Source organism: Enterobacter cloacae subsp. cloacae ATCC 13047, assembly GCF_000025565.1.
Taxonomy (GTDB): Bacteria; Pseudomonadota; Gammaproteobacteria; order Enterobacterales; family Enterobacteriaceae; genus Enterobacter; species Enterobacter cloacae.
In genome coordinates this window covers 3,718,366-3,741,910 of record NC_014121.1, presented here as the reverse complement: position 1 = coordinate 3,741,910, position 23,545 = coordinate 3,718,366, and the positions used below count along the sequence as shown (strand labels likewise).

26 protein-coding genes are annotated in these 23,545 nt (G+C 55.0%); 19 read left to right on the top strand and 7 right to left on the bottom strand.

From position 1 onward, the window contains the following. Positions 1-66 precede the first annotated feature (66 nt). From folC to hisP, 10 genes are all read left to right on the top strand, one after another. Positions 67-1,335, top strand: coding sequence for a bifunctional tetrahydrofolate synthase/dihydrofolate synthase (gene folC / locus ECL_RS18185; protein WP_013098137.1), 1,269 nt, complete (start codon positions 67-69; stop codon positions 1,333-1,335). Beyond that, positions 1,325-2,020: a cell division protein DedD gene (gene dedD / locus ECL_RS18180; RefSeq protein WP_014832787.1), complete on the top strand. Its 696-nt coding sequence runs from the start codon at positions 1,325-1,327 to the stop codon at positions 2,018-2,020. The genes folC and dedD overlap by 11 nt, the downstream gene beginning before the upstream one ends. Positions 2,021-2,233: 213 nt before the next feature. Continuing rightward, positions 2,234-2,722, top strand: coding sequence for a colicin V production protein (cvpA, locus tag ECL_RS18175; RefSeq protein ID WP_013098135.1), 489 nt, complete (start codon positions 2,234-2,236; stop codon positions 2,720-2,722). Positions 2,723-2,758: 36 nt separating this feature from the next. Further along, on the top strand, positions 2,759-4,276 hold the full coding sequence (gene purF / locus ECL_RS18170; protein ID WP_013098134.1) for an amidophosphoribosyltransferase: 1,518 nt from the start codon (positions 2,759-2,761) through the stop codon (positions 4,274-4,276). 90 nt (positions 4,277-4,366) lie between these two features. After that, a complete protein-coding gene (locus tag ECL_RS18165; RefSeq protein WP_013098133.1) occupies positions 4,367-4,936 on the top strand; it encodes a UbiX family flavin prenyltransferase in 570 nt (189 codons plus the stop codon). Positions 4,937-5,233: 297 nt separating this feature from the next. Further along, positions 5,234-6,016, top strand: coding sequence for a lysine/arginine/ornithine ABC transporter substrate-binding protein ArgT (gene argT, locus ECL_RS18160; RefSeq protein WP_013098132.1), 783 nt, complete (start codon positions 5,234-5,236; stop codon positions 6,014-6,016). A gap of 226 nt (positions 6,017-6,242) precedes the next feature. Next, complete coding sequence (gene hisJ / locus ECL_RS18155; RefSeq protein ID WP_008502592.1) at positions 6,243-7,025, top strand: histidine ABC transporter substrate-binding protein HisJ; 783 nt, start codon at positions 6,243-6,245, stop codon at positions 7,023-7,025. An 87-nt stretch (positions 7,026-7,112) separates the two neighbouring features. After that, entirely contained in the window at positions 7,113-7,799 is a 687-nt protein-coding gene (locus ECL_RS18150) for a histidine ABC transporter permease HisQ (RefSeq protein WP_013098131.1), read from the top strand. After that, the gene (locus ECL_RS18145; RefSeq protein WP_008502590.1) at positions 7,796-8,512 is read left to right on the top strand and encodes an ABC transporter permease; all 717 of its coding nucleotides are present in this window, start codon (positions 7,796-7,798) and stop codon (positions 8,510-8,512) included. Before ECL_RS18150 ends, ECL_RS18145 begins: the two co-directional genes overlap by 4 nt. An 8-nt stretch (positions 8,513-8,520) precedes the next feature. Next, the gene (gene hisP / locus ECL_RS18140) at positions 8,521-9,294 is read left to right on the top strand and encodes a histidine ABC transporter ATP-binding protein HisP (RefSeq protein ID WP_020690627.1); all 774 of its coding nucleotides are present in this window, start codon (positions 8,521-8,523) and stop codon (positions 9,292-9,294) included. Positions 9,295-9,424: 130 nt separating this feature from the next. Here the strand turns inward: hisP and ECL_RS18135 are convergent, their stop codons facing one another. From ECL_RS18135 to yfcG, 4 genes are all read right to left on the bottom strand, one after another. After that, positions 9,425-9,934, bottom strand: coding sequence for a GNAT family N-acetyltransferase (locus ECL_RS18135; protein ID WP_013098129.1), 510 nt, complete (start codon positions 9,932-9,934; stop codon positions 9,425-9,427). 44 nt (positions 9,935-9,978) lie between these two features. Then, entirely contained in the window at positions 9,979-10,872 is an 894-nt protein-coding gene (locus ECL_RS18130) for a TIGR01777 family oxidoreductase (RefSeq protein ID WP_013098128.1), read from the bottom strand. Positions 10,873-10,885: 13 nt separating this feature from the next. Further along, positions 10,886-11,254, bottom strand: a complete 369-nt coding sequence (folX, locus tag ECL_RS18125; protein ID WP_013098127.1) for a dihydroneopterin triphosphate 2'-epimerase — start codon at positions 11,252-11,254, stop codon at positions 10,886-10,888. A gap of 75 nt (positions 11,255-11,329) precedes the next feature. Next, on the bottom strand, positions 11,330-11,959 hold the full coding sequence (gene yfcG / locus ECL_RS18120) for a GSH-dependent disulfide bond oxidoreductase (protein WP_013098126.1): 630 nt from the start codon (positions 11,957-11,959) through the stop codon (positions 11,330-11,332). A 140-nt stretch (positions 11,960-12,099) separates the two neighbouring features. Between yfcG and yfcF the strand changes: the two genes are divergently transcribed. The 3 genes from yfcF to yfcD are packed head-to-tail and all read left to right on the top strand — an operon-like array spanning position 12,100 to position 13,962. Continuing rightward, positions 12,100-12,744 (top strand): glutathione transferase, encoded by a 645-nt coding sequence (gene yfcF / locus ECL_RS18115; RefSeq protein WP_013098125.1) that lies wholly within the window; start codon positions 12,100-12,102, stop codon positions 12,742-12,744. A gap of 56 nt (positions 12,745-12,800) precedes the next feature. Beyond that, positions 12,801-13,352: a phosphodiesterase gene (gene yfcE / locus ECL_RS18110; RefSeq protein ID WP_013098124.1), complete on the top strand. Its 552-nt coding sequence runs from the start codon at positions 12,801-12,803 to the stop codon at positions 13,350-13,352. A gap of 55 nt (positions 13,353-13,407) precedes the next feature. Beyond that, positions 13,408-13,962 carry an NUDIX hydrolase YfcD gene (gene yfcD / locus ECL_RS18105; RefSeq protein ID WP_013098123.1) on the top strand — a complete coding sequence of 185 codons (555 nt, stop codon included), beginning with the start codon at positions 13,408-13,410 and terminating at the stop codon, positions 13,960-13,962. A gap of 3 nt (positions 13,963-13,965) precedes the next feature. Here yfcD and ECL_RS18100 read toward each other — a convergent pair whose 3' ends face one another. Next, on the bottom strand, positions 13,966-14,985 hold the full coding sequence (locus ECL_RS18100; protein ID WP_013098122.1) for a LacI family DNA-binding transcriptional regulator: 1,020 nt from the start codon (positions 14,983-14,985) through the stop codon (positions 13,966-13,968). Positions 14,986-15,220: 235 nt separating this feature from the next. Here ECL_RS18100 and ECL_RS18095 point away from each other — a divergent pair, with 235 nt between their 5' ends. The 5 genes from ECL_RS18095 to ECL_RS18075 all read left to right on the top strand — a co-directional run bounded on the left by ECL_RS18095 (position 15,221) and on the right by ECL_RS18075 (position 19,203). Further along, positions 15,221-15,664 (top strand): PTS sugar transporter subunit IIA, encoded by a 444-nt coding sequence (locus tag ECL_RS18095; RefSeq protein ID WP_013098121.1) that lies wholly within the window; start codon positions 15,221-15,223, stop codon positions 15,662-15,664. Between the two features lie 80 nt (positions 15,665-15,744). Beyond that, positions 15,745-16,017, top strand: a complete 273-nt coding sequence (locus ECL_RS18090; RefSeq protein ID WP_013098120.1) for a PTS sugar transporter subunit IIB — start codon at positions 15,745-15,747, stop codon at positions 16,015-16,017. Positions 16,018-16,038: 21 nt separating this feature from the next. Next, positions 16,039-17,430: a PTS ascorbate transporter subunit IIC gene (locus ECL_RS18085; RefSeq protein ID WP_013098119.1), complete on the top strand. Its 1,392-nt coding sequence runs from the start codon at positions 16,039-16,041 to the stop codon at positions 17,428-17,430. Further along, complete coding sequence (locus ECL_RS18080) at positions 17,427-18,257, top strand: transketolase (RefSeq protein ID WP_013098118.1); 831 nt, start codon at positions 17,427-17,429, stop codon at positions 18,255-18,257. The genes ECL_RS18085 and ECL_RS18080 overlap by 4 nt, the downstream gene beginning before the upstream one ends. After that, positions 18,250-19,203 carry a transketolase family protein gene (locus ECL_RS18075; RefSeq protein WP_013098117.1) on the top strand — a complete coding sequence of 318 codons (954 nt, stop codon included), beginning with the start codon at positions 18,250-18,252 and terminating at the stop codon, positions 19,201-19,203. Before ECL_RS18080 ends, ECL_RS18075 begins: the two co-directional genes overlap by 8 nt. A gap of 112 nt (positions 19,204-19,315) precedes the next feature. Here the strand turns inward: ECL_RS18075 and pta are convergent, their stop codons facing one another. Together pta and ackA are read right to left on the bottom strand one after the other, a co-directional pair. Further along, positions 19,316-21,457, bottom strand: a complete 2,142-nt coding sequence (gene pta, locus ECL_RS18070) for a phosphate acetyltransferase (protein WP_013098116.1) — start codon at positions 21,455-21,457, stop codon at positions 19,316-19,318. Between the two features lie 76 nt (positions 21,458-21,533). Continuing rightward, on the bottom strand, positions 21,534-22,736 hold the full coding sequence (gene ackA, locus ECL_RS18065; protein WP_013098115.1) for an acetate kinase: 1,203 nt from the start codon (positions 22,734-22,736) through the stop codon (positions 21,534-21,536). Between the two features lie 336 nt (positions 22,737-23,072). Between ackA and yfbV the strand changes: the two genes are divergently transcribed. Further along, positions 23,073-23,528 carry a terminus macrodomain insulation protein YfbV gene (gene yfbV / locus ECL_RS18060; RefSeq protein WP_013098114.1) on the top strand — a complete coding sequence of 152 codons (456 nt, stop codon included), beginning with the start codon at positions 23,073-23,075 and terminating at the stop codon, positions 23,526-23,528. Positions 23,529-23,545: the final 17 nt, after the last annotated feature.

The window sequence follows — 23,545 nt, the reverse complement described above, 5'->3', positions numbered from 1 at the left end:
TGAAAAGGGCAGGGCCGGTTGGCGCTGCCCTTTTGCTTTATAAACTGTTAATGACAACCGGGCATCATGGAAAATAAAAGCATTCCCCAAGCCACGTCGCCCCTGGCCACGTGGCTTTCTTATCTGGAAAACCTGCACAGTAAAACCATTGATATGGGGCTTGAACGCGTAAGCCAGGTTGCTGCGCGTCTCGATGTGCTGAAACCTGCGCCGTTTGTTTTTACCGTCGCCGGAACCAACGGTAAAGGCACCACCTGCCGTACGCTGGAAGCTGTCCTGATGGCTGCCGGTTACAAGGTTGGTGTCTACAGCTCTCCGCACCTGGTACGTTATACCGAGCGGGTTCGCGTGCAAAACAGCGAACTGCCAGAGTCTGCGCATACGGCGTCGTTCGCGGAAATTGAAGCGGCGCGCGGTGAGATCTCATTAACCTATTTCGAATACGGCACCCTGTCGGCACTGTGGCTGTTTAAACAGGCGCAACTGGACGTGGTGATTCTGGAAGTGGGCCTCGGCGGGCGTCTGGATGCCACCAATATGGTGGATGCCGATGTGGCGGTGGTCACCAGTATTGCCCTGGATCATACCGACTGGCTGGGCCCCGATCGCGAAAGTATTGGCCGTGAGAAGGCCGGTATTTTCCGCACGAATAAGCCCGCGGTGGTTGGCGAGCCGGATATGCCACACACCATTGCCGACGTGGCGAAAGAGAAGGGCGCTCACCTGCTGCGCCGGGGTGTGGACTGGCAGTATGAGGTTCAGAACAACGGCTGGCGCTATCGCGATGCGCAGGGAACGCTGGAGAATCTGCCCCTGCCGCAGGTACCGCAACCTAATGCCGCCACCGCCCTGGCGGCACTGCGCGCAAGTGGGCTGGCGGTGAGCGAACAGGCCATCCGCGACGGTATTCAGAATGCGATTCTGCCCGGGCGTTTTCAGATTGTCAGCGACGCTCCGCGGCTGATACTGGATGTCGCACATAACCCGCATGCTGCGGCGTATCTCGCCGCGCGTCTCAAATCGTTACCAAAAACCGGGCGCGTGCTGGCGGTTATCGGTATGCTTCATGATAAAGATATCGGCGGTACGCTGGCCTGCATGGAGAGTGTGGTCGATAGCTGGTATTGTGCTCCTCTGGAGGGGCCGCGCGGTGCGACGGCCGAGCAGTTACTGGAACATCTCGGCAAAGGCGCAATCTACAATAGCGTGGCTCAGGCATGGCAAGCCGCGATGGCGGATGCTAAACCAGAAGATACCGTGCTGGTGTGTGGTTCGTTCCACACGGTGGCACATGTCATGGAAGTGATGGACGCGGGGAGAACCGGTGGCGAGTAAGTTTCAGAACCGTTTAACAGGAACCATTGTGCTGGTCGCGCTCGGGGTGATTATCCTCCCGGGTCTGCTCGACGGGCAGAAAAAGCATTACCAGGATGAATTTGCAGCCATTCCGCTGGTGCCGAAGCCGGGCGATCGCGACGAACCGGATATGCTGCCTGCGGCGACCCAGGCGCTGCCTGCTCAGCCGCCGGAAGGGGCGGCTGAAGAAGTGCGTGCCGGGGATGCGGCCGCGCCGTCCCTCGATCCGTCTCGTCTGGCGGCGAATAACAACATCGAAATCGATCCGGTGCCGGTAGAGCAGCCGAAGCCGGTTGAAAAACCGAAGCCGGTGGAAAAAACACAGCCGAAACCGCAGCGGGATAAAGCAGCAGAACAGCTGGCCGCGGCTTCAGAGACGCCGCCTGCGGCAAAACCGGCCCAGCAAGAGGCTGCACCGACGGGGAAAGCCTACGTTGTGCAGTTGGGTGCGCTGAAAAATGCCGATAAGGTCAATGAGGTAGTGGGTAAGCTGCGCAGTGCGGGTTATCGCGTTTACACTTCACCTTCCACGCCGGTGCAGGGTAAAATCACCCGTATCCTTGTGGGGCCAGAAGCGTCTAAGGATAAGCTCAAAGGCTCGCTCGGTGAGCTGAAGCAGATCTCTGGCCTGAGCGGTGTGGTGATGAACTACAGCGCCAATTGATAAGGTTCCCCTCACCCCGGCCCTCTTCTCAAAGGGGAGAGGGTGAGGGGGAGTGGCAGACGTCCAAAGAGACGTAATAAGCCAACGGCGTTGAACATTTTTTCAGCGCCTTTTTTATTTACGCGCGGGAAGGAAATCCCTACGCAAACGTTTTCTTTTTCTGTTAGAATTCGCCCCGAACTGGATGACAGGGCGTTAAATCGTGGGACACATATGGTCTGGATTGATTACGCCATCATTGCGGTGATTGGTTTTTCCTGTCTGGTTAGCCTGATCCGTGGCTTTGTTCGTGAAGCGTTATCGCTGGTGACTTGGGGTTGTGCTTTCTTTGTTGCCAGTCATTACTACACTTACCTGTCTGTCTGGTTCACGGGCTTTGAAGATGAACTGGTCCGAAATGGAATCGCCATCGCGGTGCTGTTTATCGCGACGCTGATTGTCGGCGCTATCGTAAATTACGTGATAGGTCAGCTGGTCGAGAAAACCGGTCTGTCAGGAACGGACAGGGTGCTCGGGATCTGTTTCGGGGCATTACGAGGCGTGCTGATTGTGGCCGCGATACTGTTCTTCCTGGATACCTTTACCGGGTTCTCCAAAAGTGAAGACTGGCAGAAATCGCAGCTCATTCCAGAGTTCAGCTTCATCATCAGGTGGTTCTTTGACTATCTGCAAAGCTCGTCGAGTTTCTTGCCCAGAGTGTAACCCGCTCTGAGATGTGGCTTAACGAGGAAAAGACGAATGTGCGGTATTGTCGGTATCGCCGGTTTCATGCCGGTAAACCAGTCGATTTATGACGCGTTAACGGTGCTTCAGCACCGTGGGCAGGATGCTGCGGGTATCATCACCATTGATGCAAACAACTGCTTCCGTTTACGTAAGGCGAATGGCCTGGTAAACGATGTGTTTGAAGCCCGCCATATGCAGCGTCTGCAAGGTAATTTGGGGATCGGTCACGTTCGTTATCCTACTGCTGGCAGTTCCAGCGCCTCTGAGGCACAGCCTTTCTACGTCAACTCACCGTATGGCATCACGCTTGCTCACAACGGCAACCTGACCAACGCGCATGAGCTGCGTAAAAAGCTGTTTGAAGAGAAACGTCGCCACATTAACACCACCTCTGATTCAGAAATCCTGCTCAACGTGTTCGCGAGCGAGCTGGATAACTTCCGCCACTATCCGCTGGAAGCAGACAATATCTTTGCCGCCGTTGCTGCGACAAACCGCCAGATCCGCGGTGCCTACGCCTGCGTGGCGATGATTATCGGTCACGGAATGGTCGCCTTCCGCGATCCAAACGGTATCCGCCCGCTGGTGCTCGGCAAGCGTGACCTGGGTGATGGCCGTACCGAATATATGGTTGCCTCTGAAAGCGTGGCGCTGGACACCCTGGGCTTCGAATTCCTGCGTGATGTAGCCCCTGGCGAAGCGGTCTATATCACTGAGAAGGGCCAGCTGTTTACCCGCCAGTGTGCAGACAACCCGGTCAGCAACCCATGCCTGTTCGAATACGTGTATTTCGCCCGTCCGGACTCGTTTATCGATAAGATCTCCGTCTACAGCGCCCGCGTGAACATGGGAACCAAGCTGGGTGAGAAGATTGCCCGCGAGTGGGACGATCTGGACATCGACGTGGTCATTCCTATCCCGGAAACGTCCTGTGATATCGCGCTGGAAATCGCTCGCATTCTGGATAAGCCATACCGTCAGGGCTTCGTGAAGAACCGCTACGTTGGCCGTACCTTTATCATGCCGGGTCAGCAGCTGCGCCGTAAGTCCGTGCGTCGTAAACTGAACGCTAACCGCGCTGAGTTCCGCGACAAGAACGTGCTGCTGGTGGATGACTCCATTGTGCGTGGCACCACCTCAGAGCAGATTATCGAGATGGCGCGTGAAGCCGGTGCGAAGAAAGTATATCTTGCCTCTGCGGCGCCAGAGATTCGCTTCCCGAACGTGTATGGCATTGATATGCCTACCGCGAACGAGCTGATTGCCCACGGCCGTGAAGTGGACGAGATTCGCCAGATCATCGGTGCCGATGGCCTGATTTTCCAGGATCTGAACGATCTTATCGACGCGGTGCGCGCCGAGAACCCGGATATTCAGCAGTTTGAATGTTCCGTGTTTAACGGGGTTTACGTCACCAAAGATGTTGATCAGCAGTATCTGGACTATCTCGATTCGCTGCGCAACGACGATGCGAAAGCCGTCCAGCTGCAAAACGATCTCGAAAGCTTAGAGATGCACAACGAAGGTTAATTGTGCAGGCAGGTGAGGGCCTTCGCCCTCACTTGCAACTCCCCGCAAAATCCTGCACAGTCTGCCCTGAAATCAGTAAGGGCGAAAATCATGAAACGACTCATTGTTGGGCTTAGCGGCGCCAGTGGCGCGATCTACGGCGTGCGTCTGTTGCAGGTGCTGCGTGACGTGGCGGAAGTCGAAACCCATCTGGTGATGAGCCAGGCTGCGCGTCAGACCCTCTCCCTCGAAACCGATCTCTCCCTGCGCGATGTCCAGGCGCTGGCGGATGTGGTACACGATGCCCGCGATATCGCTGCCAGCATCTCCTCCGGCTCGTTTAAAACCGCGGGCATGGTGATATTGCCCTGTTCAATAAAGACCCTCTCCGGCATTGTTAACAGCTATACCGACACGCTGGTGACGCGTGCGGCGGACGTGGTGCTGAAGGAGCGTCGTCCTCTGGTGCTTTGCGTGCGCGAAACGCCGCTGCATCTGGGGCATCTGCGTTTAATGACCCAGGCCGCTGAACTGGGCGCGGTGATCATGCCGCCGGTGCCGGCGTTTTATCATCGTCCGGCCTCGCTCGATGACGTGATTAATCAGACAGTGAACCGCGTGCTGGATCAGTTTGATATCCACCTGCCCGAAGACCTCTTCACCCGCTGGCAGGGCGCCTGATTCTGTGCACAAACAGCGTGCATGAACAGAGACGATGCCCTGTTTCAGGGCAAAATTGCAACGGCGATCATATCCTCGACATTTAATTCGTTTTTTCCCTTTTTCTCTTTCCGGTTCGTTCGGCAGACCTGCTATCTTTCACCATTAAGGCAATATCGCAACGTTTTATTAACATATTTAACGTCGAAGTTTTGACCCGACGGCAATGTGGCATAAGACCTGCAAGAGAAGCCTGCAACACAACACACAACACACAACACAATACATAATAAAATCACGGTACTTGAGGGTAAATGTATGAAGAAGACGGTTCTGGCTCTGTCTTTGCTGGTGGGGTTAAGTGCAGCCGCAGGTAGCTACGCAGCGCTTCCACAGACAGTGCGTATCGGTACAGACGCAACCTACGCGCCATTCTCTTCCAAGGATGCGAAAGGCGATTTCGTAGGGTTTGATATCGATCTGGGTAATGAGATGTGCAAACGCATTGCGGTGAAATGCACATGGGTGGGCAGCGACTTTGACGCGTTAATTCCGTCGCTGAAAGCCAAGAAAATCGACGCCATTATCTCTTCTCTTTCCATCACCGAAAAACGTCAACAGGAGATTGCCTTCTCTGACAAGCTCTACGCCGCGGATTCCCGTCTGATTGCGGCAAAAGGCTCCCCCATTCAGCCAACCATTGACTCCCTGAAAGGCAAGCATGTCGGCGTGCTGCAGGGGTCGACTCAGGAAGGTTATGCCAATGCAAACTGGCGTGAGAAGGGCGTTGACGTGGTGGCTTACCAGAACCAGGATCTGATTTATTCTGACCTGGCGGCCGGTCGTCTGGATGCGGCATTCCAGGATGAGGTTGCCGCAAGTGAAGGCTTCCTGAAACAGCCGGCAGGTAAAGACTACGCCTTTGCTGGCCCGTCCGTGAAAGACAAAAAATACTTTGGTGACGGCACCGGTATTGGCCTGCGTAAAGATGATACCGAGCTGAAAGCCGCCTTCGACAAAGCGTTTGCAGAACTGCGCAAAGACGGTACCTACGACAAACTGGCGAAGAAATACTTCGACTTCAACGTCTACGGTGATTGATACTCGATGATGGTGCACTATTCTGGTGCACTGCGGGTGTGATTGATCCAATATGGTGCGTTTCGTGCACCGTATTGGATCGCTGTGTGCATACTTACGCATTTATCATGCAAAAAATCTCGCCTGAAAGGCATTAATCTTTGCCTGATGGCGTGGATTGATGGCACATTAGCACCACCCCGTCGTCGTAAAAATCACGTAAGAAGACAGTTTGTTGAGGACAGATATGAAAAAACTCGTGTTGTCGTTATCTCTGGTGCTGGCCTTTTCCAGCGCTACCGCGGCGTTCGCAGCAATTCCGCAGAAAATTCGTATTGGTACCGACCCTACCTATGCCCCGTTCGAATCTAAGAATTCGAAGGGTGAACTGGTCGGTTTTGACATTGATCTGGCCAATGAGCTGTGCAAACGCATCAAAGCGCAGTGTACCTACGTTGAGAACCCGCTGGATGCGCTGATCCCTTCGCTGAAAGCAAAAAAAATCGACGTTATCATGTCCTCACTTTCCATCACTGAAAAACGTCAGCAGGAGATTGCCTTCACCGACAAACTCTATGCGGCAGATTCTCGTCTGGTGGTGGCTAAATCGTCTGACATCCAGCCAACCCTCGAATCACTGAAGGGCAAACGCGTGGGCGTGCTGCAGGGCACTACCCAGGAAACCTACGGTAATGAACACTGGGCACCGAAGGGGATTGAAATCGTCTCTTATCAGGGCCAGGAAAATATCTACGCTGATCTGACGGCAGGCCGTATCGACGCCGCTTTCCAGGATGAAGTCGCCGCGAGTGAAGGCTTCCTGAAGACGCCGGTAGGTAAAGATTACAAATTTGGCGGCCCATCCATTAAAGATGTGAAGTTGTTTGGTGTCGGCACCGGTATGGGTCTGCGTAAAGAAGACAACGAGCTGCGCGAAGCGCTGAACAAAGCGTTTGCTGAAATGCGCGCGGATGGCACGTACGACAAACTGGCGAAAAAGTACTTCGATTTTAATGTTTACGGCGGCTAATCGCCCCGTCAAATAACGTGCGGCCCCTCCCGCTCAGGGAGGGGATAAGACACGGTCCATCACTCACGATACGACAGGGCTCGCGGTATGCTGTACGGATTTTCTGGCGTTATTTTACAGGGCGCGCTTGTCACCCTTGAGCTGGCTATCAGCTCCGTGGTGCTGGCGGTGCTGATAGGTCTGGCAGGCGCAGGGGCGAAGCTTTCGGCTAACAAACCGCTGGCGCTGATTTTTGAAGGTTATACCACGCTGATTCGCGGCGTTCCCGATCTGGTGCTGATGCTGCTTATCTTTTACGGGCTGCAGATCGCGCTTAACAGCGTGACGGACGCCATGGGAATGGGGCAGATCGATATCGACCCGATGGTGGCCGGTATTATCACTCTCGGTTTTATCTACGGCGCGTACTTCACCGAAACTTTCCGCGGCGCTTATATGGCGGTACCGAAAGGACACATAGAAGCGGCGACCGCCTACGGTTTTACCTCCTCCCAGACGTTTCGCCGGATTATGTTCCCGGCCATGATGCGCTACGCGCTTCCGGGCATTGGCAACAACTGGCAGGTTATCCTCAAGGCCACGGCGCTGGTCTCTCTGCTGGGTCTGGAAGATGTGGTAAAGGCCACGCAGCTTGCCGGTAAAAGTACCTGGGAGCCGTTCTACTTTGCGGTGGTGTGTGGCGTGATCTATCTGGTCTTTACGACCGTCTCCAATGGTGTGCTGCTTCTGCTCGAACGTCGCTACTCCGTGGGTGTGAAGAGGGCTGACCTGTGATTGAGATTATTCAGGAATACTGGAAATCGCTGCTGTGGACGGACGGCTATCGCTTCACCGGCGTGGCCATTACGCTGTGGCTGCTGATCTCTTCGGTGGTGATGGGTGGCATTCTGGCTGTGTTTCTTGCCATTGGCCGCGTGTCGAACAATAAATTTATTCAGTTCCCGATCTGGCTGTTTACCTACGTATTCCGCGGTACACCGCTGTACGTACAGCTGCTGGTGTTCTATTCGGGCATGTATACGCTGGAGATTGTGAAAGGCACCGAGATGCTGAACGCCTTCTTCCGCAGCGGCCTGAACTGTACGGTGCTGGCGTTGACGCTCAACACCTGCGCTTACACCACCGAGATTTTCGCCGGGGCTATCCGCTCCGTTCCTTACGGAGAAATCGAAGCGGCGCGCGCGTACGGCTTCTCGTCGGTGAAACTGTACCGCTGCATTATTCTGCCGTCGGCGCTACGTATCGCATTGCCAGCCTACAGTAACGAAGTGATTTTAATGCTCCACTCCACCGCGCTGGCCTTTACCGCAACGGTGCCCGACCTGCTTAAAATCGCCCGCGATATTAACTCTGCGACCTATCAGCCGTTTACCGCGTTTGGCATTGCGGCAGTGCTCTATTTGATTATTTCATACGTCCTGATTAGCCTGTTCCGTAAGGCAGAAAAGCGCTGGTTGCAGCATATAAAACCCTCTTCGACGCACTGAGAATGATGATGGCTGAGAACAAATTAAACGTAATTGATTTGCACAAACGCTACGGCGAACATGAAGTGCTGAAAGGGGTGTCGCTGCAGGCAAATGCAGGCGACGTGATCAGTATTATCGGATCATCTGGCTCGGGGAAAAGTACCTTCCTGCGCTGCATCAACTTCCTCGAAAAGCCGAGTGAAGGCTCAATTGTGGTGAGCGGGCAGAATATCAATCTGACCCGGGATAAAGACGGCCAGCTGAAGGTGGCTGATAAGAACCAACTGCGCCTGCTGCGCACGCGACTGACAATGGTTTTCCAGCACTTCAACCTCTGGAGCCACATGACGGTGCTGGAGAACGTGATGGAAGCACCGGTTCAGGTGCTGGGTTTAAGCAAGCAGGAGGCCCGTGAGCGCGCGGTGAAATACCTGGCGAAAGTGGGTATCGATGAGCGACAGCAGATAAAGTACCCGGTGCATCTCTCTGGTGGTCAGCAGCAGCGTGTCTCTATCGCCCGTGCGCTGGCGATGGAGCCTGAAGTATTGCTGTTCGACGAACCGACCTCAGCACTTGACCCGGAACTGGTTGGCGAAGTGCTGCGCATCATGCAAAAGCTTGCGGAAGAGGGTAAAACCATGGTTGTGGTAACGCACGAGATGGGCTTTGCCCGCAACGTCTCGAACCACGTGATCTTCCTGCATCAGGGGAAAATCGAAGAGCAGGGACATCCGGATGAGGTGCTGGCGAATCCGCAAAGCCCGCGTTTGCAGCAGTTCCTGAAGGGCTCTTTGAAGTAGGTTTTGCCTTTCTCCCTCTCCCCGTGGGAGAGGGCCGCGGTGCAGCCCAATCGCCCGGTGGCGCTTCGCTTACCGGGCCTACAGGCTGGGTTTTCTCCCTCTCCTGTGGGAGAGGGCCGGGGTAAGGGCATCAGACCGCACCGCACTCCAGCCGATACACCCAGTCGTCATACCGTACGCCGTCAATCTCGTACGCCTTCTCCAGCACCTGCGTACGCACAAACCCCGCTTTCTCCAGTACCCGCACCGACCCGCCGTTGTCCGCCAGCACGTAGGCGTTAATCGCTTTCACGCCGGTCTGGTTAAACGCATATTCACATACCGCGCGCAACGCCTCACTGGCGATACCTTTCCCCTGCGCGGCAGGCACAACCGTATAGCCAATATCCGCCTCTTCACGATTCTCCGGGCTGATCTGCAGGCCGATATCGCCCAGTGGCGTGTCATCATCATGAAAACGAATCACAAAAACGTGCGCCGCCGTTAAGCGCGCAGCAAATACGCGCCGGGTCTCTTTTTCCGGCGCGATGGCGGCCATGTAACGCATGATATTGCGATCTTCCCGCAACGAGCGGAAGAAGGCCCAGTCAGTGGGTTCGAAAGGGGTGAGGTGAAGCCGGGGTGTGGTAATGGTTGCCATTGTTACGCCATTTCATCGGGACATGGCGTACAAATGTAACATATTCATCCCACCACATCCCTCAACGCCTCTTCTAAGTCATACCAGCGAAACGCAAACCCGGCCGCTTCAAGCCGTTTCGGTAGCGCACGCTGCCCGCCCAGCACCAGCACGGACGCTTCACCCATCATCAGGCGAATCACCGTTGCGGGCACGCGCAAAATCGCCGGGCGATGCAGAGCATGGCCCAGCGCGTGGGCAAACTGCTCGTTACGTACCGGGTACGGCGCAACCATATTAAACGGCCCACGTAGATCGTTATCCAGCAGCCAGAGAATACCGTTGACCATATCGTCGATGTGGATCCACGGCAGATACTGACGGCCATTACCGATGGGGCCGCCCAGTCCGAGCCGGAACGGAGGAAGCATTTTCGCCAGAATGCCGCCTTTCGGCGCGAGAACGACGCCGGTACGCAGCAGGCACACGCGGGTATTATCGCTCTGGGCAGCACAGGCAATACGTTCCCACTGGGCGCAGAGCTTATGGGTAAACTCGTTGTGCGGCGGCTCTTCTTCGGTCACGACCACCTCACCGAGATCGCCGTAATAGCCTACCGCAGAACCGGAAATCAGTACCGATGGCGGGGTATGGCTGTTACGGATCAGCTCGACCAGCTTTTCGGTGATGTTCCAGCGGCTGCTGCACAACAGCTGTTTTTGCTCTTCCGTCCAGCGTTTGTCGGCGATGGGTTCACCGGCCAGGTTGATGACGGCGTCAAAGCCGTCCAGATTCTGCCGGTCAGCCAGATTTTTCCAGATGTCGATACCGGCACCCAGCACCTGGCGCGCTTTCTCAGGGCTGCGCGTTACCACGGTAATGTCGTGATGTAACGCCTGCAGGCGCGCAATGAGATGACGGCCAATCAGGCCTGTACCGCCGGTCAGCAGAATCTTCATACAACCTCCAGGTTTACGCCCGGCGCTGCCAGCTTAACGTCATGGAGACGGAGTCGGCATAACGCAGGGCGTGAAGTTTATCGATCTCTACTTCAGCATAAGTGACCCAGTGATGTTCGCGTGCGATGTCGAGCACATCCTGAGTTAATTTTTCCAGCAGAGAGAATCGGTTATTTTCCACGTACTGAATGATGCTTTTCGTAATCGTGCGATAGTTCAGCGCGTCATTGATATCTTCACTGCCTCTCGCTTTGTCTGCCGGATAGTGGATAACCACATTAATCACGATATCCTGACGGTTGGCGATCTCCTCGTCTTTGATACCGATAAAAGTACGTAAGCGTAAATTTTTTATACGAATAATAGCGTCATGCTGCGACATTGCAGGTCTTCTCCGTGTCAGTATTTCCTCCCCATAATACATGAGAGCCTGACACGCGCCCAACCGGGCGCAGGCCTAAATCTCCTGGATTTTTTTCATCGCACGCTCGGTCGCCGGGCGGGTGCGGATACGTTCAAACCAGTTGTTAACCGCCGGGTAAGAGGCTAAATCAATACGGTGACGTTCATGGGTATTGACCCACGGCCAGCAGGCGATATCGGCGATACTGTAATGATCGCCCCCGAGCCACGGTGATTTTTCCAGACGACGGTTCAGTACGCCGTACAGCCGCTGCGTTTCCACCTGATAGCGCTCTATCGCATACGGGATGGGTTGTGGCGCGTAAGCGGTAAAGTGGTGGTTCTGCCCCAGCATCGGGCCCAGGCCGCTTGTCTGCCAGAACAGCCACTGTAGCGTGTGGTGACGCTCGCGCAGTTCCTCGCTCAGCAGTTTGCCGGTTTTCTCCGCCAGATAGAGCAAAATCTCCCCGGATTCAAACAGGCTCAACGGTTTGCCGCCATCAGCTGGCAGGTTATCGATGATGGCCGGGATTTTGTTGTTCGGTGAGATGGCCAGAAAGAGAGGCCTGAACTGATCGCCTTTGCTGATATCCACGCGGATGATCCTGTATTCCAGCTCGGCTTCTTCAAGAAAGAGGGTGATCTTATGGCCGTTTGGAGTAGGGGCGTAATAAAGGTCGATCATTCTCAACTCCTGTCAGTGTGAAGTGTAATGCCATGACCAATCAGTATAGGTGGTTGTGCAAAATCGTGAGTTTTCATCAAGTGACAGCGGCGTAAAGAGACTATATGTTGAGGGAATACCGATCAGCCGATGAGGATGTTATGAACCAGCCTGTAATCACGTTGTGGTCCGATGCCCAATTCTTTTCACCCTATGTCATGAGCGTGTACGTGGCGCTGGCGGAAAAAGGGCTGTCATTTAGCCTGAAAACCGTTGATCTGGACGGCGGTGAACACCTGAAACCGCAGTGGCAGGGTTACGATCTGACCCGGCGCGTGCCGGTACTGGACATTGATGGCTTCGCGCTGAGTGAATCGTCGGCGATCGATGAATACCTGGAAGATCGGTTCGCGCCACCAGAGTGGGAGCGTATTTATCCTCACGATCTGCAAAAGCGGGCCCGGGCACGGCAAATCCAGGCGTGGCTACGCAGCGATTTGGTGCCGATTCGCGTTGAACGCTCCACGGATGTGGTATTTGCGGGTGTGAAAAAGCCCGCCCTGAGTACTGAGGGGGCGCAGAGCGCGCAAAAGCTGATTGACACCGCCACCTCGCTGTTGGCCCACGGTAACCCGAACCTGTTTGGCGAATGGTGTATTGCCGATACCGACCTGGCGCTGATGCTGAACCGCTTGATCCTTAACGGCGATGACGTCCCCCAGTTGCTGGTGGATTACGCCACTTTCCAGTGGCAACGTGCGTCGGTGCAGCGCTATGTGGCACTCTCCGCTAAGCGCGTCGGCTGATAAGCCCTGGCGCTTAAGGTATGATAAGGGCAGTCTGTTTTTCTGAGGAGTGACTGATGAAACTGATGTTTGCGTCGGATATCCATGGATCGCTGCCCGCGACCGAGCGCGTTCTTTCCCTGTTCGCACAAAGTGGGGCGCAGTGGCTGGTTATTTTGGGCGACGTGTTGAACCATGGCCCACGTAACGCATTGCCGGAAGGCTATGCCCCTGCACAGGTGGCGGAAAAACTCAACCCGTATGCCTCGCGCATTATCGCCGTGCGCGGTAACTGCGACAGCGAAGTGGATCAGATGCTGCTGCACTTCCCCATGACCGCTCCGTGGCAACAGGTGCTGCTGGAAAAATGCCGTCTGTTCCTCACCCATGGTCATCTTTTTAGCCCGGATAATCTCCCGGCGCTGGCCGCTGGCGATGTCCTGGTTTACGGCCATACTCATATTCCGGTAGCAGAAAAACGCGGGGAGATTTATCACTTCAACCCAGGTTCGGTCAGCATCCCGAAAGGCGGATACCCGGCGAGCTATGGCATGCTTGATGAGCATACGTTAAGCGTTATCGCACTTAATGATCAGCAAGTTATTGCACAGGTAGCGATTAATCCGTAAGTTACACCTCAACTGTAAACGCGCCGTAAGAGCGCTTAGACGAGAAGGTTTCCCGATGGTGGAGCAGAGTCATTTGGCAAGTACAGAGTGGGTTGACATTGTCAACGAAGAGAATGAAGTGATCGCGCAGGCCAGCCGCGAACAAATGCGCGCTGAACGCCTGCGTCATCGTGCGACGTATATTGTTGTTCATGACGGCATGGGCAAAATTTTGGTTCAACGCCGCACGGACACCAAAGATTTTCTCCCTGGTATGCTGGATGCCACTGCGGGCGGTGTCGTTCAGGCGGATGAAGTCCTGCTGGATTCCGCACGCCGTGAAGCGGAAGAAGAGCTAGGCATTGCGGGCGTACCGTTTGCCGAGCATGGACAGTTCTATTTTGAAGACGAACATTGCCGTGTCTGGGGCGGGCTGTTTAGCTGCGTTTCCCACGGGCCGTTCGCCCTGCAGGAAGAAGAAGTAAGCGAAGTGAGCTGGATGACGCCGGAAGAGATCACCGCGCGTTGTGACGAGTTCACGCCGGATTCGTTAAAAGCACTGGCGCTGTGGATGACCCGCAACGCCAAAAACGAATCGACTAAATCTGAGAAAGAAGAAGAGGCCGAATAAGCTTTAGCAGCTCTCCCTCAGACACAGACTGGATGCGATGGGTTTCTGATCGCGCCAGTCTCCGTCATTCAGACGTTCCAGCAATGCACGTCCCGCTTCAATACCAATCTTACGATGGGGTACTGCCATCGTCGTCAGCGGCGGCTGACAGACACGGCTGACGTCGCTGTCGCCAAACCCGACCACGGCCAAATCGTCCGGCACCTTGATACGCCTGCGCTGGCACTCGTACAGCGCGCCACAGGCCAGTTCATCTGAGACGCAAACCAGCGCATCCAGCTCCGGCCACGCCAGCAGAAATTCAGGAAGTTGTGCGGCCCCCGTCGAAAAGCTCGGCGGCATGGCGGCGTTAATCACCCGGTTAGGCGACATATGGTGGCGCAGCATCGCTTTGTACCAGCCCTGCAAATGCTGCTGGAAAATCCACTGCTCCTGGTTGGCACACAGCAGGCCGATGTTCTGGTAGCCGCGTTTGATGACCATTTCCGTAAGTTCATACATGGCCGCGACGTTATCAATCCCGATATTCATATCGATGGGATCGGCGCGCATGGCGCCCATCTCCATCACCGGAATCGAGGCGTTCTTTAGCCAGTGACGCACGGTGTCGGTATGTTCGACGCTGAGCAAAATCGCTGCGGCGATATTTGACGCCAGCAGCGTTTCCAGCAATTTCTCTTCCTGTTCAAGACGATGCTGGGATTCGGCCAGCATGATCTGATAGCCGGCGGGCTGTAACACCTGCTGGAGCCCGGCGAACATTTCTGAACAACCGGCTTCGGAAAGATTGGGGACGACCATCGCAATCGTCCATGACGAGGCCGAAGCCAGCGCACTGGCTGCAAGATTGGGCATATAGCCTAACTCTTGTACCGCGGCTTCTATTTTTTCTCGCAGTTTATCGGAAACCTGTTCAGGCGTGCGGAGAGCACGGGACACGGTCATTGTGCCCACACCGGCAAGCTGTGCGACATCGGCAAGTGTCACTTTACCGGTACTGCGCCGTTTTCGGGTTAGAGACATACACCTTCCTGCTGACAGGACGCCACTCATTTCATCCTTCGCTTCACGTGACAGGCAGTATACGCCTTAAATCCCTTTTTTTGCTGTGATTTCGCGCCAGGATGTTAATTTGATAGCGCTATCACACTTCTGAATGTTAGATCTTGGTAGCGCTATCTTTGTGATCCCGATCGCAGCCAATTCGTTATGCGTTGAATAAAGTTTGTTCATCTTTAGCGCGATGTCGGGAGGGAAAATGCTCAAAAAGTGGATATATGATACAACCATCACGCTGCAGGATAGCGTTGAGAGTTGGCCGCAGGCGCTGGAGATATGCGCGAAACCGTTGCTGGAGCTGCAGGTCATTGCGCCGGAATACGTAACGGCCATCATTGAGCAGCACCACACTTTAGGACCCTATTATGTGCTGGCACCAGGGCTGGCCATGCCGCATGCGCGGCCGGAAGAGGGGGCAAAAGGACTGGGCCTCTCATTATTAAAACTCAGGAAGGGCGTTTCATTCGGTGCAGGCGAATTTGATCCCGTCGATGTGATCGTTATGCTGGCGGCACCGGATAAACACAGCCATATCGAAATGATCTCTGCGCTGGCTGAATTATTTTCAAGCGATGAGGATATGGCGGAATTACATCAGGCGAATACCCTGGAGGAAATTAAAACGATAATCGACCGCTTCTGATTTAATTATTTAATCCGACTCGTCACACACATTACGCGCAAGCGTGATGGGACATACTCTACGCAAAAAAGGGGACAACAATGAAAATCATGGCTATATGCGGTTCTGGCCTGGGCAGTAGTTTTATGGTCGAAATGAATATTAAAAAAGTGCTTAAGAAGCTGGACATTGACGCCGAGGTTGAGCACTCCGATCTCTCTTCAGCCACGCCCGGTGCGGCCGATCTTTTCGTGATGGCGAAAGATATTGCCTCCAGCGCCAGCGTGCCGGAAAACCAGCTGGTGGTGATCAACAACATCATCGATATCAACGAACTTGAAGCGCAGCTGCGTGCCTGGTTCGAAAGACAATAACCCTGATAAGGCGAGGTGGATATGTTTATCCTTGAAACGCTGAATTTCGTTGTCGATATTTTAAAAGTCCCTTCCGTGCTGGTAGGCCTGATTGCCTTAATTGGTCTCGTTGCGCAGAAAAAAGCCTTTTCTGACGTTGTAAAAGGGACCATTAAAACTATTCTCGGGTTTATTGTGCTGGGCGGTGGCGCCACCGTGCTGGTGGGGTCATTAAATCCATTAGGCGGTATGTTTGAACACGCCTTTAATATCCAGGGCATTATCCCCAATAATGAAGCGATTGTTTCCATTGCGCTGGAAAAATATGGGGCCTCGACCGCGCTGATTATGGCGTTTGGTATGGTGGCCAATATTCTCGTCGCCCGCTTTACCCGTCTGAAATATATCTTCCTGACCGGACACCACACGTTCTACATGGCGTGCATGATTGGGGTGATCCTCACGGTTGCGGGCTTTGAAGGGGTAGGTCTGGTCTTTACGGGGTCGCTGATCCTCGGGCTGGTCATGGCCTTCTTCCCGGCGATTGCGCAGCGTTACATGAAGCGCATTACCGGCAACGATGATATTGCTTTCGGCCATTTCGGCACTCTGGGCTACGTGCTGTCCGGCTGGATTGGCAGCAAGGTCGGCAAAGGTTCACGTTCAACCGAAGAGATGAACCTGCCGAAGAACCTGAGCTTCCTGCGTGACAGCTCGATCTCCATCTCTCTGACCATGATGATTATCTACCTGATCATGGCGGTGAGCGCCGGGCGTGAATACGTCGAGGCGACCTTCAGCGGAGGTCAGAACTACCTGGTCTACGCCATTATCATGGCAATCACCTTCGCCGCAGGGGTGTTCATCATCCTGCAGGGTGTACGCCTGATTCTGGCAGAAATCGTCCCGGCCTTTACCGGCTTCTCAGAAAAACTGGTGCCCAATGCGCGTCCGGCCCTGGACTGCCCGGTGGTCTATCCGTATGCGCCCAACGCGGTGCTGATTGGCTTCCTGTTCAGCTTCCTCGGGGGGATCGTGGGGTTAATTATCTGCGGCCAGTTTAACTGGGTGCTGATCCTGCCGGGCGTGGTGCCGCACTTCTTCACCGGCGCAACCGCGGGCGTGTTTGGTAACGCCACCGGTGGACGTCGCGGGGCAATGATTGGCGCCTTTGCCAACGGGCTCTTAATCACCTTCCTGCCGGTGCTGCTGCTGCCAGTACTGGGAGCCATTGGCTTTGCCAATACCACTTTCTCGGACGCTGATTTCGGCGCCGTCGGGATTGTGCTTGGCAACCTGGCGCGCTTCCTGTCACCACTGGCCATCACCGGGCTTGTCGTTGCGTTGTTCGCGCTGCTGGTGGCGTACAACGTGTTCGCGAAAAACAAATCTGCGGGTGGTAATGCGCAGGAAAAAACCGGAGCCAAATCATGAATGAGAATGAGATAACCGAACTCGCGCGTCAAATTCGACTCGAGACCCTGAAATCGCTGACGCAGCTGGGATTTGGTCACTACGGCGGCAGTATGTCGGTCGTCGAAACCCTGGCCGTACTGTACGGTGCGGTAATGAAAATTGACCCGGCAGACCCGGACTGGCCAGAACGAGACTACTTTGTCCTGTCGAAGGGCCATGCGGGACCGGCCCTGTACAGTACGCTGGCGATTAAGGGCTATTTCCCGATGGAAGAGCTGAGCACGCTTAACCAGAACGGCACACGCCTGCCAAGCCATCCGGACCGGCTAAAAACACGCGGTGTGGATGCCACGACCGGTTCGCTTGGCCAGGGGATCTCCATCGCGGGCGGCATGGCGCTGTCGCACAAGCTGGCCGGGCGGTCAAATCGGGTCTTTTGCATCGTCGGTGACGGCGAGCTGAACGAAGGGCAGTGCTGGGAAGCGTTCCAGTTTATTGCCCACCATCGTCTTAACAACCTGACGATATTTGTGGACTGGAACAAACAACAGCTTGATGGCGAGCTGGATGAGATCATCTGCGCGTTCGATCTGGAAGGGAAATTCCGCGCCTTTGGTTTTGACGTGGTGACGGTGAAAGGAGATGACATCCCGGCACAGCTGAAGCTCACTGCACCGGTTCCGCCAGCGGATGCGCGTCCGCGGGTGGTGATCCTCGACAGCATCAAAGGACAGGGAGTGGCGTATCTGGAACAGCTGGGTAACTCGCACCATCTGCGATTGACCCCGGAGAGCAAAGCGGCCCTCGACGAGGCGATCCGCCAGCTGGAGGTAACTCATGATTAAGGTTGCACCTGCAGGACAGAAAGATGCCATAGAGATGCGTAAGATTTACGCGGGCTTTGTGGCAAAACAGATTGAAGCCGGGAGCGAGATCATCGCCCTGGAAGCGGATCTGATGAGCTCAATGGCGATGGACGGCGTGGCGCGCGATTATCCGCAACATGTGATCAACTGCGGCATTATGGAGGCCAACGTGATCGGTACCGCGGCCGGGCTGTCACTCACCGGCCGCAAGCCGTTTGTTCATACCTTTACCGCGTTTGCCAGCCGTCGCTGCTTCGACCAGCTGTTTATGTCCCTGGACTACCAGCGTAATAACGTGAAGGTTATTGCCTCGGATGCGGGCGTGACGGCCTGCCACAACGGCGGGACGCATATGTCGTTCGAGGATATGGGCATTGTGCGCGGTCTGGCGCATTCGGTAGTGCTGGAGGTGACTGACGCGGTGATGTTTGAAGACATACTGCGCCAGCTTATCGACCTCGACGGGTTCTACTGGGTACGTACTATCCGTAAGCAGGCGCCGAGCGTGTATGCCCCGGGTTCAACGTTTACCATCGGCAAAGGCAATGTCCTGCGCGAAGGAAGCGACATTACCCTGATTGCCAACGGCATTATGGTGGCCGAAGCGCTGGAAGCGGCCCGTCAGCTTGAGCAGGAGGGCGTTAGCGCGGCAGTGATAGACATGTTTACCCTGAAGCCCATCGACCGGATGCTGGTGAAAAACTACGCCGAGAAAACCGGGCGGATCGTGACCTGCGAAAACCACAGCATTCACAACGGGCTGGGCTCGGCGGTGGCGGAAGTGCTGGTGGAGACCTGCCCGGTGCCGATGCGTCGCGTGGGGGTGAAGGAGCGTTATGGTCAGGTAGGGACGCAGGACTTCCTGCAGAAGGAGTATGGCCTGACGGCGCATGACATTGTTTCAGCGGCGCGAGAGCTGCTGTAAATAAAAAAGGCGACCGTGGGGTCGCCTTTTTGTTGCCCGGTGGCGCTAGCGCTTACCGGGCCTACGGTCCTGTAGGCCGGATAAGCGCTAGCGCCATCCGGCAAGACCTTATTTACTGCTGCTGCGAAGACTGGATCGCCGTCAGCGCGATGGTGTAGACGATATCGTCTACCAGCGCGCCACGGGACAGGTCGTTCACAGGTTTGCGCATACCCTGCAGCATTGGCCCGATGGAGATCAGGTCTGCTGAACGCTGTACCGCTTTGTAGGTGGTGTTACCGGTGTTCAGATCCGGGAAGATGAACACGGTAGCGCGACCTGCAACCGGGGAGTTTGGCGCTTTGGATTTCGCAACGTCAGCCATAACTGCGGCATCGTACTGCAGCGGGCCGTCGATCATCAGATCAGGGCGTTTTTCCTGTGCAATACGGGTCGCTTCACGCACTTTCTCTACGTCGCTACCTGCACCAGAAGTGCCGGTAGAGTAGGAAAGCATCGCGACGCGTGGTTCGATACCGAAGGCAATCGCGGAGTCCGCGGACTGGATTGCGATTTCAGCCAGCTGCTCTGCGGTTGGATCCGGGTTGATCGCACAGTCGCCGTAAACGTAAACCTGTTCAGGCAGCAGCATGAAGAATACGGAGGAAACCAGAGAGCTGCCTGGAGCCGTTTTGATCAGCTGCAGCGGTGGGCGGATGGTGTTCGCGGTAGTGTGAACCGCACCGGATACCAGGCCGTCAACTTCGTCCTGCTCCAGCATCAGCGTACCCAGCACCACGTTGTCTTCCAGCTGCTCACGCGCAACGGCTTCGGTCATGCCTTTGTTCTTACGCAGTTCGACCAGACGGGCAACGTAGCTTTCGCGAACCACTTCTGGATCAACGATTTCGATGCCAGCACCCAGCTCAACACCCTGGGATGCCGCAACGCGGTTAATCTCATCCGGGTTACCCAGCAGCACACAGGTCGCGATGCCGCGCTCTGCACAGATTGCGGCCGCTTTCACGGTACGTGGTTCGTCGCCTTCTGGCAGAACAACACGTTTGCCCGCTTTACGCGCCAGCTCGGTCAGCTGGTAACGGAAGGCCGGAGGAGACAGACGACGGCTGCGCTCGGAGGTTGCGGTCAGGGATTCGATCCAGTCTGCGTTGATGTAGCTTGCAACGTATTCCTGAACTTTCTCGATACGCTCGTGGTCATCAACCGGCACTTCCAGGTTGAAGCTCTGCAGGCTCAGGGAGGTCTGCCAGGTGTTGGTATTAACCATGAATACCGGCAGGCCAGTCGCGAACGCGCGTTCGCACAGCTTGCTGACGCGTGGATCCATCTCGTAAGCACCGGTCAGCAGGATAGCACCGATTTCTACGCCATTCATCGCGGCCAGGCAGGCAGCAACCAGCACGTCTGGACGGTCTGCGGAGGTCACCAGCAGGGAACCAGCACGGAAGTGCTCCAGCATGTGCGGAATGCTGCGGGCGCAGAAGGTCACGGATTTCACGCGGCGGGTATTGATGTCGCCTTCGTTGATCACGGTGGCGTTCAGGTGACGCGCCATATCGATGGCACGAGTGGCAATCAGATCGAAGCTCCACGGCACCGCGCCCAGAACCGGCAGCGGGCTGGATTCCTGCAGTTTAGCCGGGTCAACTTTAATGACTTTCGCTTTGGAAGAGTCGTCGAAGATCTCGGACAGGTCAGGACGCGTACGGCCCTGCTCATCCACAGGCGCATTCAGTTTGTTGACGATTACGCCCGTGATGTTGGTGTTTTTAGTACCACCGAAGCTGCTGCGGGTCAGTTCGATACGCTCTTTAAGCTGCTCTGGGGTATCTGTGCCCTGAGACATCACAAAGACGATCTCGGCGTTCAGGGTTTTCGCAATTTCGAAGTTCAGCGACTGGGCAAACTGGTGTTTGCGGGTCGGAACCAGGCCTTCAACCAGCACCACTTCCGCGTCTTTTGTATTGGCGTGGTAGTTGGCGATGATCTCTTCCATCAGCACGTCTTTCTGGTTGCTGGAGAGCAGAGATTCAACGTGGTTCATCTTCAGCGGTTCGGCCGCTGGCAGATTGGAGTTCTTACGAACGATGGTGGTGGTCTGGTCTGGCGCATCGCCACCGGCACGTGGCTGGGCGATTGGCTTAAAGACGCTCAGACGAACGCCTTTGCGTTCCATAGCACGGATCACGCCAAGGCTGACGCTGGTCAGGCCGACGCTGGTTCCGGTAGGGATCAGCATAATAGTACGGGACACGGTTTATCCTCTTTCGTTACCGCCTGATTGTGGCGGGTGACAAAACAGCACCGCCAGCAGAGCTGGCGGTGTGGAATCAAGCAGTCAGACGGTGCGCGTCTTGCGCGATGACCAGCTCTTCGTTTGTTGGGATAACGAGAGCAGGGCGGGTGCCTTCTTTGTTGATGAAGCCAGACTTGCCGAAGCGGGCAGCCAGGTTACGCTCGTGATCAACCTCAAAGCCCAGAACGCCCAGTTTGCCCAGGGACAGTTCGCGAACCATTGCCGCGTTCTCACCGATACCACCGGTGAAGACAACAGCGTCCAGACGGCCATCCATCAGCGCAGTGTAAGAGCCGATGTATTTCGCCAGACGGTGGCAGTAAACGTCCATTGCACGTTTAGCGTCTTCTTTCTCTGCGTAGTTGTCTTCAACGTAACGGCAGTCGCTGGTGACTTCGGTCAGACCCAGCAGGCCAGACTCTTTGGTCAGCATTTTGTTGATCTGGTCAACGCTCATGCCCAGGGTGTCGTGCAGGTGGAAGATGATCGCCGGGTCGATGTCACCGGAACGCGTACCCATCACCAGACCTTCCAGCGGGGTCAGACCCATGGAGGTATCAACACATTTACCGTTGCGGATTGCAGAAACAGAACCACCGTTGCCCAGGTGGCAGGTGATGATGTTCACTTCTTCAACCGGTTTGTTCAGCACTTTTGCCGCTTCCTGAGTCACATAGAAGTGGCTGGTGCCGTGCGCGCCATAGCGACGAACACCGTGCTCTTTGTAGAGGCTGTATGGCAGGGCATAGAGGTAAGACTCTTCCGGCATGGTCTGATGGAACGCGGTGTCAAACACGGCCACGTTTTTGTCTTTCAGATTAGGGAAGGATTTCAGCGCTTCAGCGATACCGATCAGGTGCGCCGGGTTGTGCAGCGGTGCAAAAGATGCAGAGTCTTTGATGCCCTGGATAACAGAGTCGTCAATCACGACGGAACTGGTGTATTTCTCGCCACCATGGACGATACGGTGACCAATCGCAGTCAGCTGAGCAGACAGTTCTGGTTTTTGTGCCAGAATAGTGTTAACGATAAAGTTCAGCGCTTCACTGTGAGCGGCGCCTGCACCTAAAGCCGCTTCTTGTTTGCTGCCGTCCATCTTCCACTTGATACGTGCTTCAGGCAGATGGAAACATTCGGCCAAACCAGAGAGGTACTCGTCACCGTTGAGCGCATCGATGATGGCGAATTTCAGTGAGGAGCTACCGCAGTTCAGAACCAGTACTAACTTACTCGACATGGAAGTACCTATAATTGATACGTGGCTAAAAAAACGTCAAAGAGTCTAAAAGCGTAACGCATGCTGACCCAGACATTTATGATTAACATCATGCCAAACGAACATTCTGGCAGGATGGAAGAAATACCTATGATTTTAAGCCATTTTGAACATTTTTCAGACAATGGCATAATATGCGATAATTTGACGAGTTAACGATTCTCGTCTACGGCCCTATCAGGCTGGCACAGGATACCCGATACGGGGTAGTGATGACAAAATATTTTGAACGTTGTCATAGCTTGTTGTGGTTTTGCACGAAAATTTTAATTTTTATATGTGAAGTTGAGGTATGCCATGTCGACACCTGAGATCCCGTCCGTGAATTTTTTTAGTCTGTTTCGTCGGGGACAGCATTACGCGAAGACGTGGCCGATGGAAAAACGCCTTGCGCCCATGTTCATTGAGAATCGCACAATCCGCGCCACGCGCTACGCGATTCGCTTCATGCCTCCTGTCGCTATTTTTACCCTCTGCTGGCAAATTGCGCTGGGCGGACAGCTCGGCCCTGCCGTGGCGACGGCGCTTTTTGCGTTGAGCCTGCCGATGCAGGGGCTGTGGTGGTTAGGTAAGCGTTCAATCACACCTCTGCCGCCTTCTGTTTTACACTGGTTTTATGACGTTCGCGGGAAACTGGAAGAAGCCGGTCAGGCACTCGCTCCGGTTGAAGGCAAGCCCGATTATCAGGCGCTGGCTGACACGCTTAAGCGAGCTTTTAAGCAACTTGATAAAACATTCCTCGATGATTTGTGATTGATCATCGAAACGAC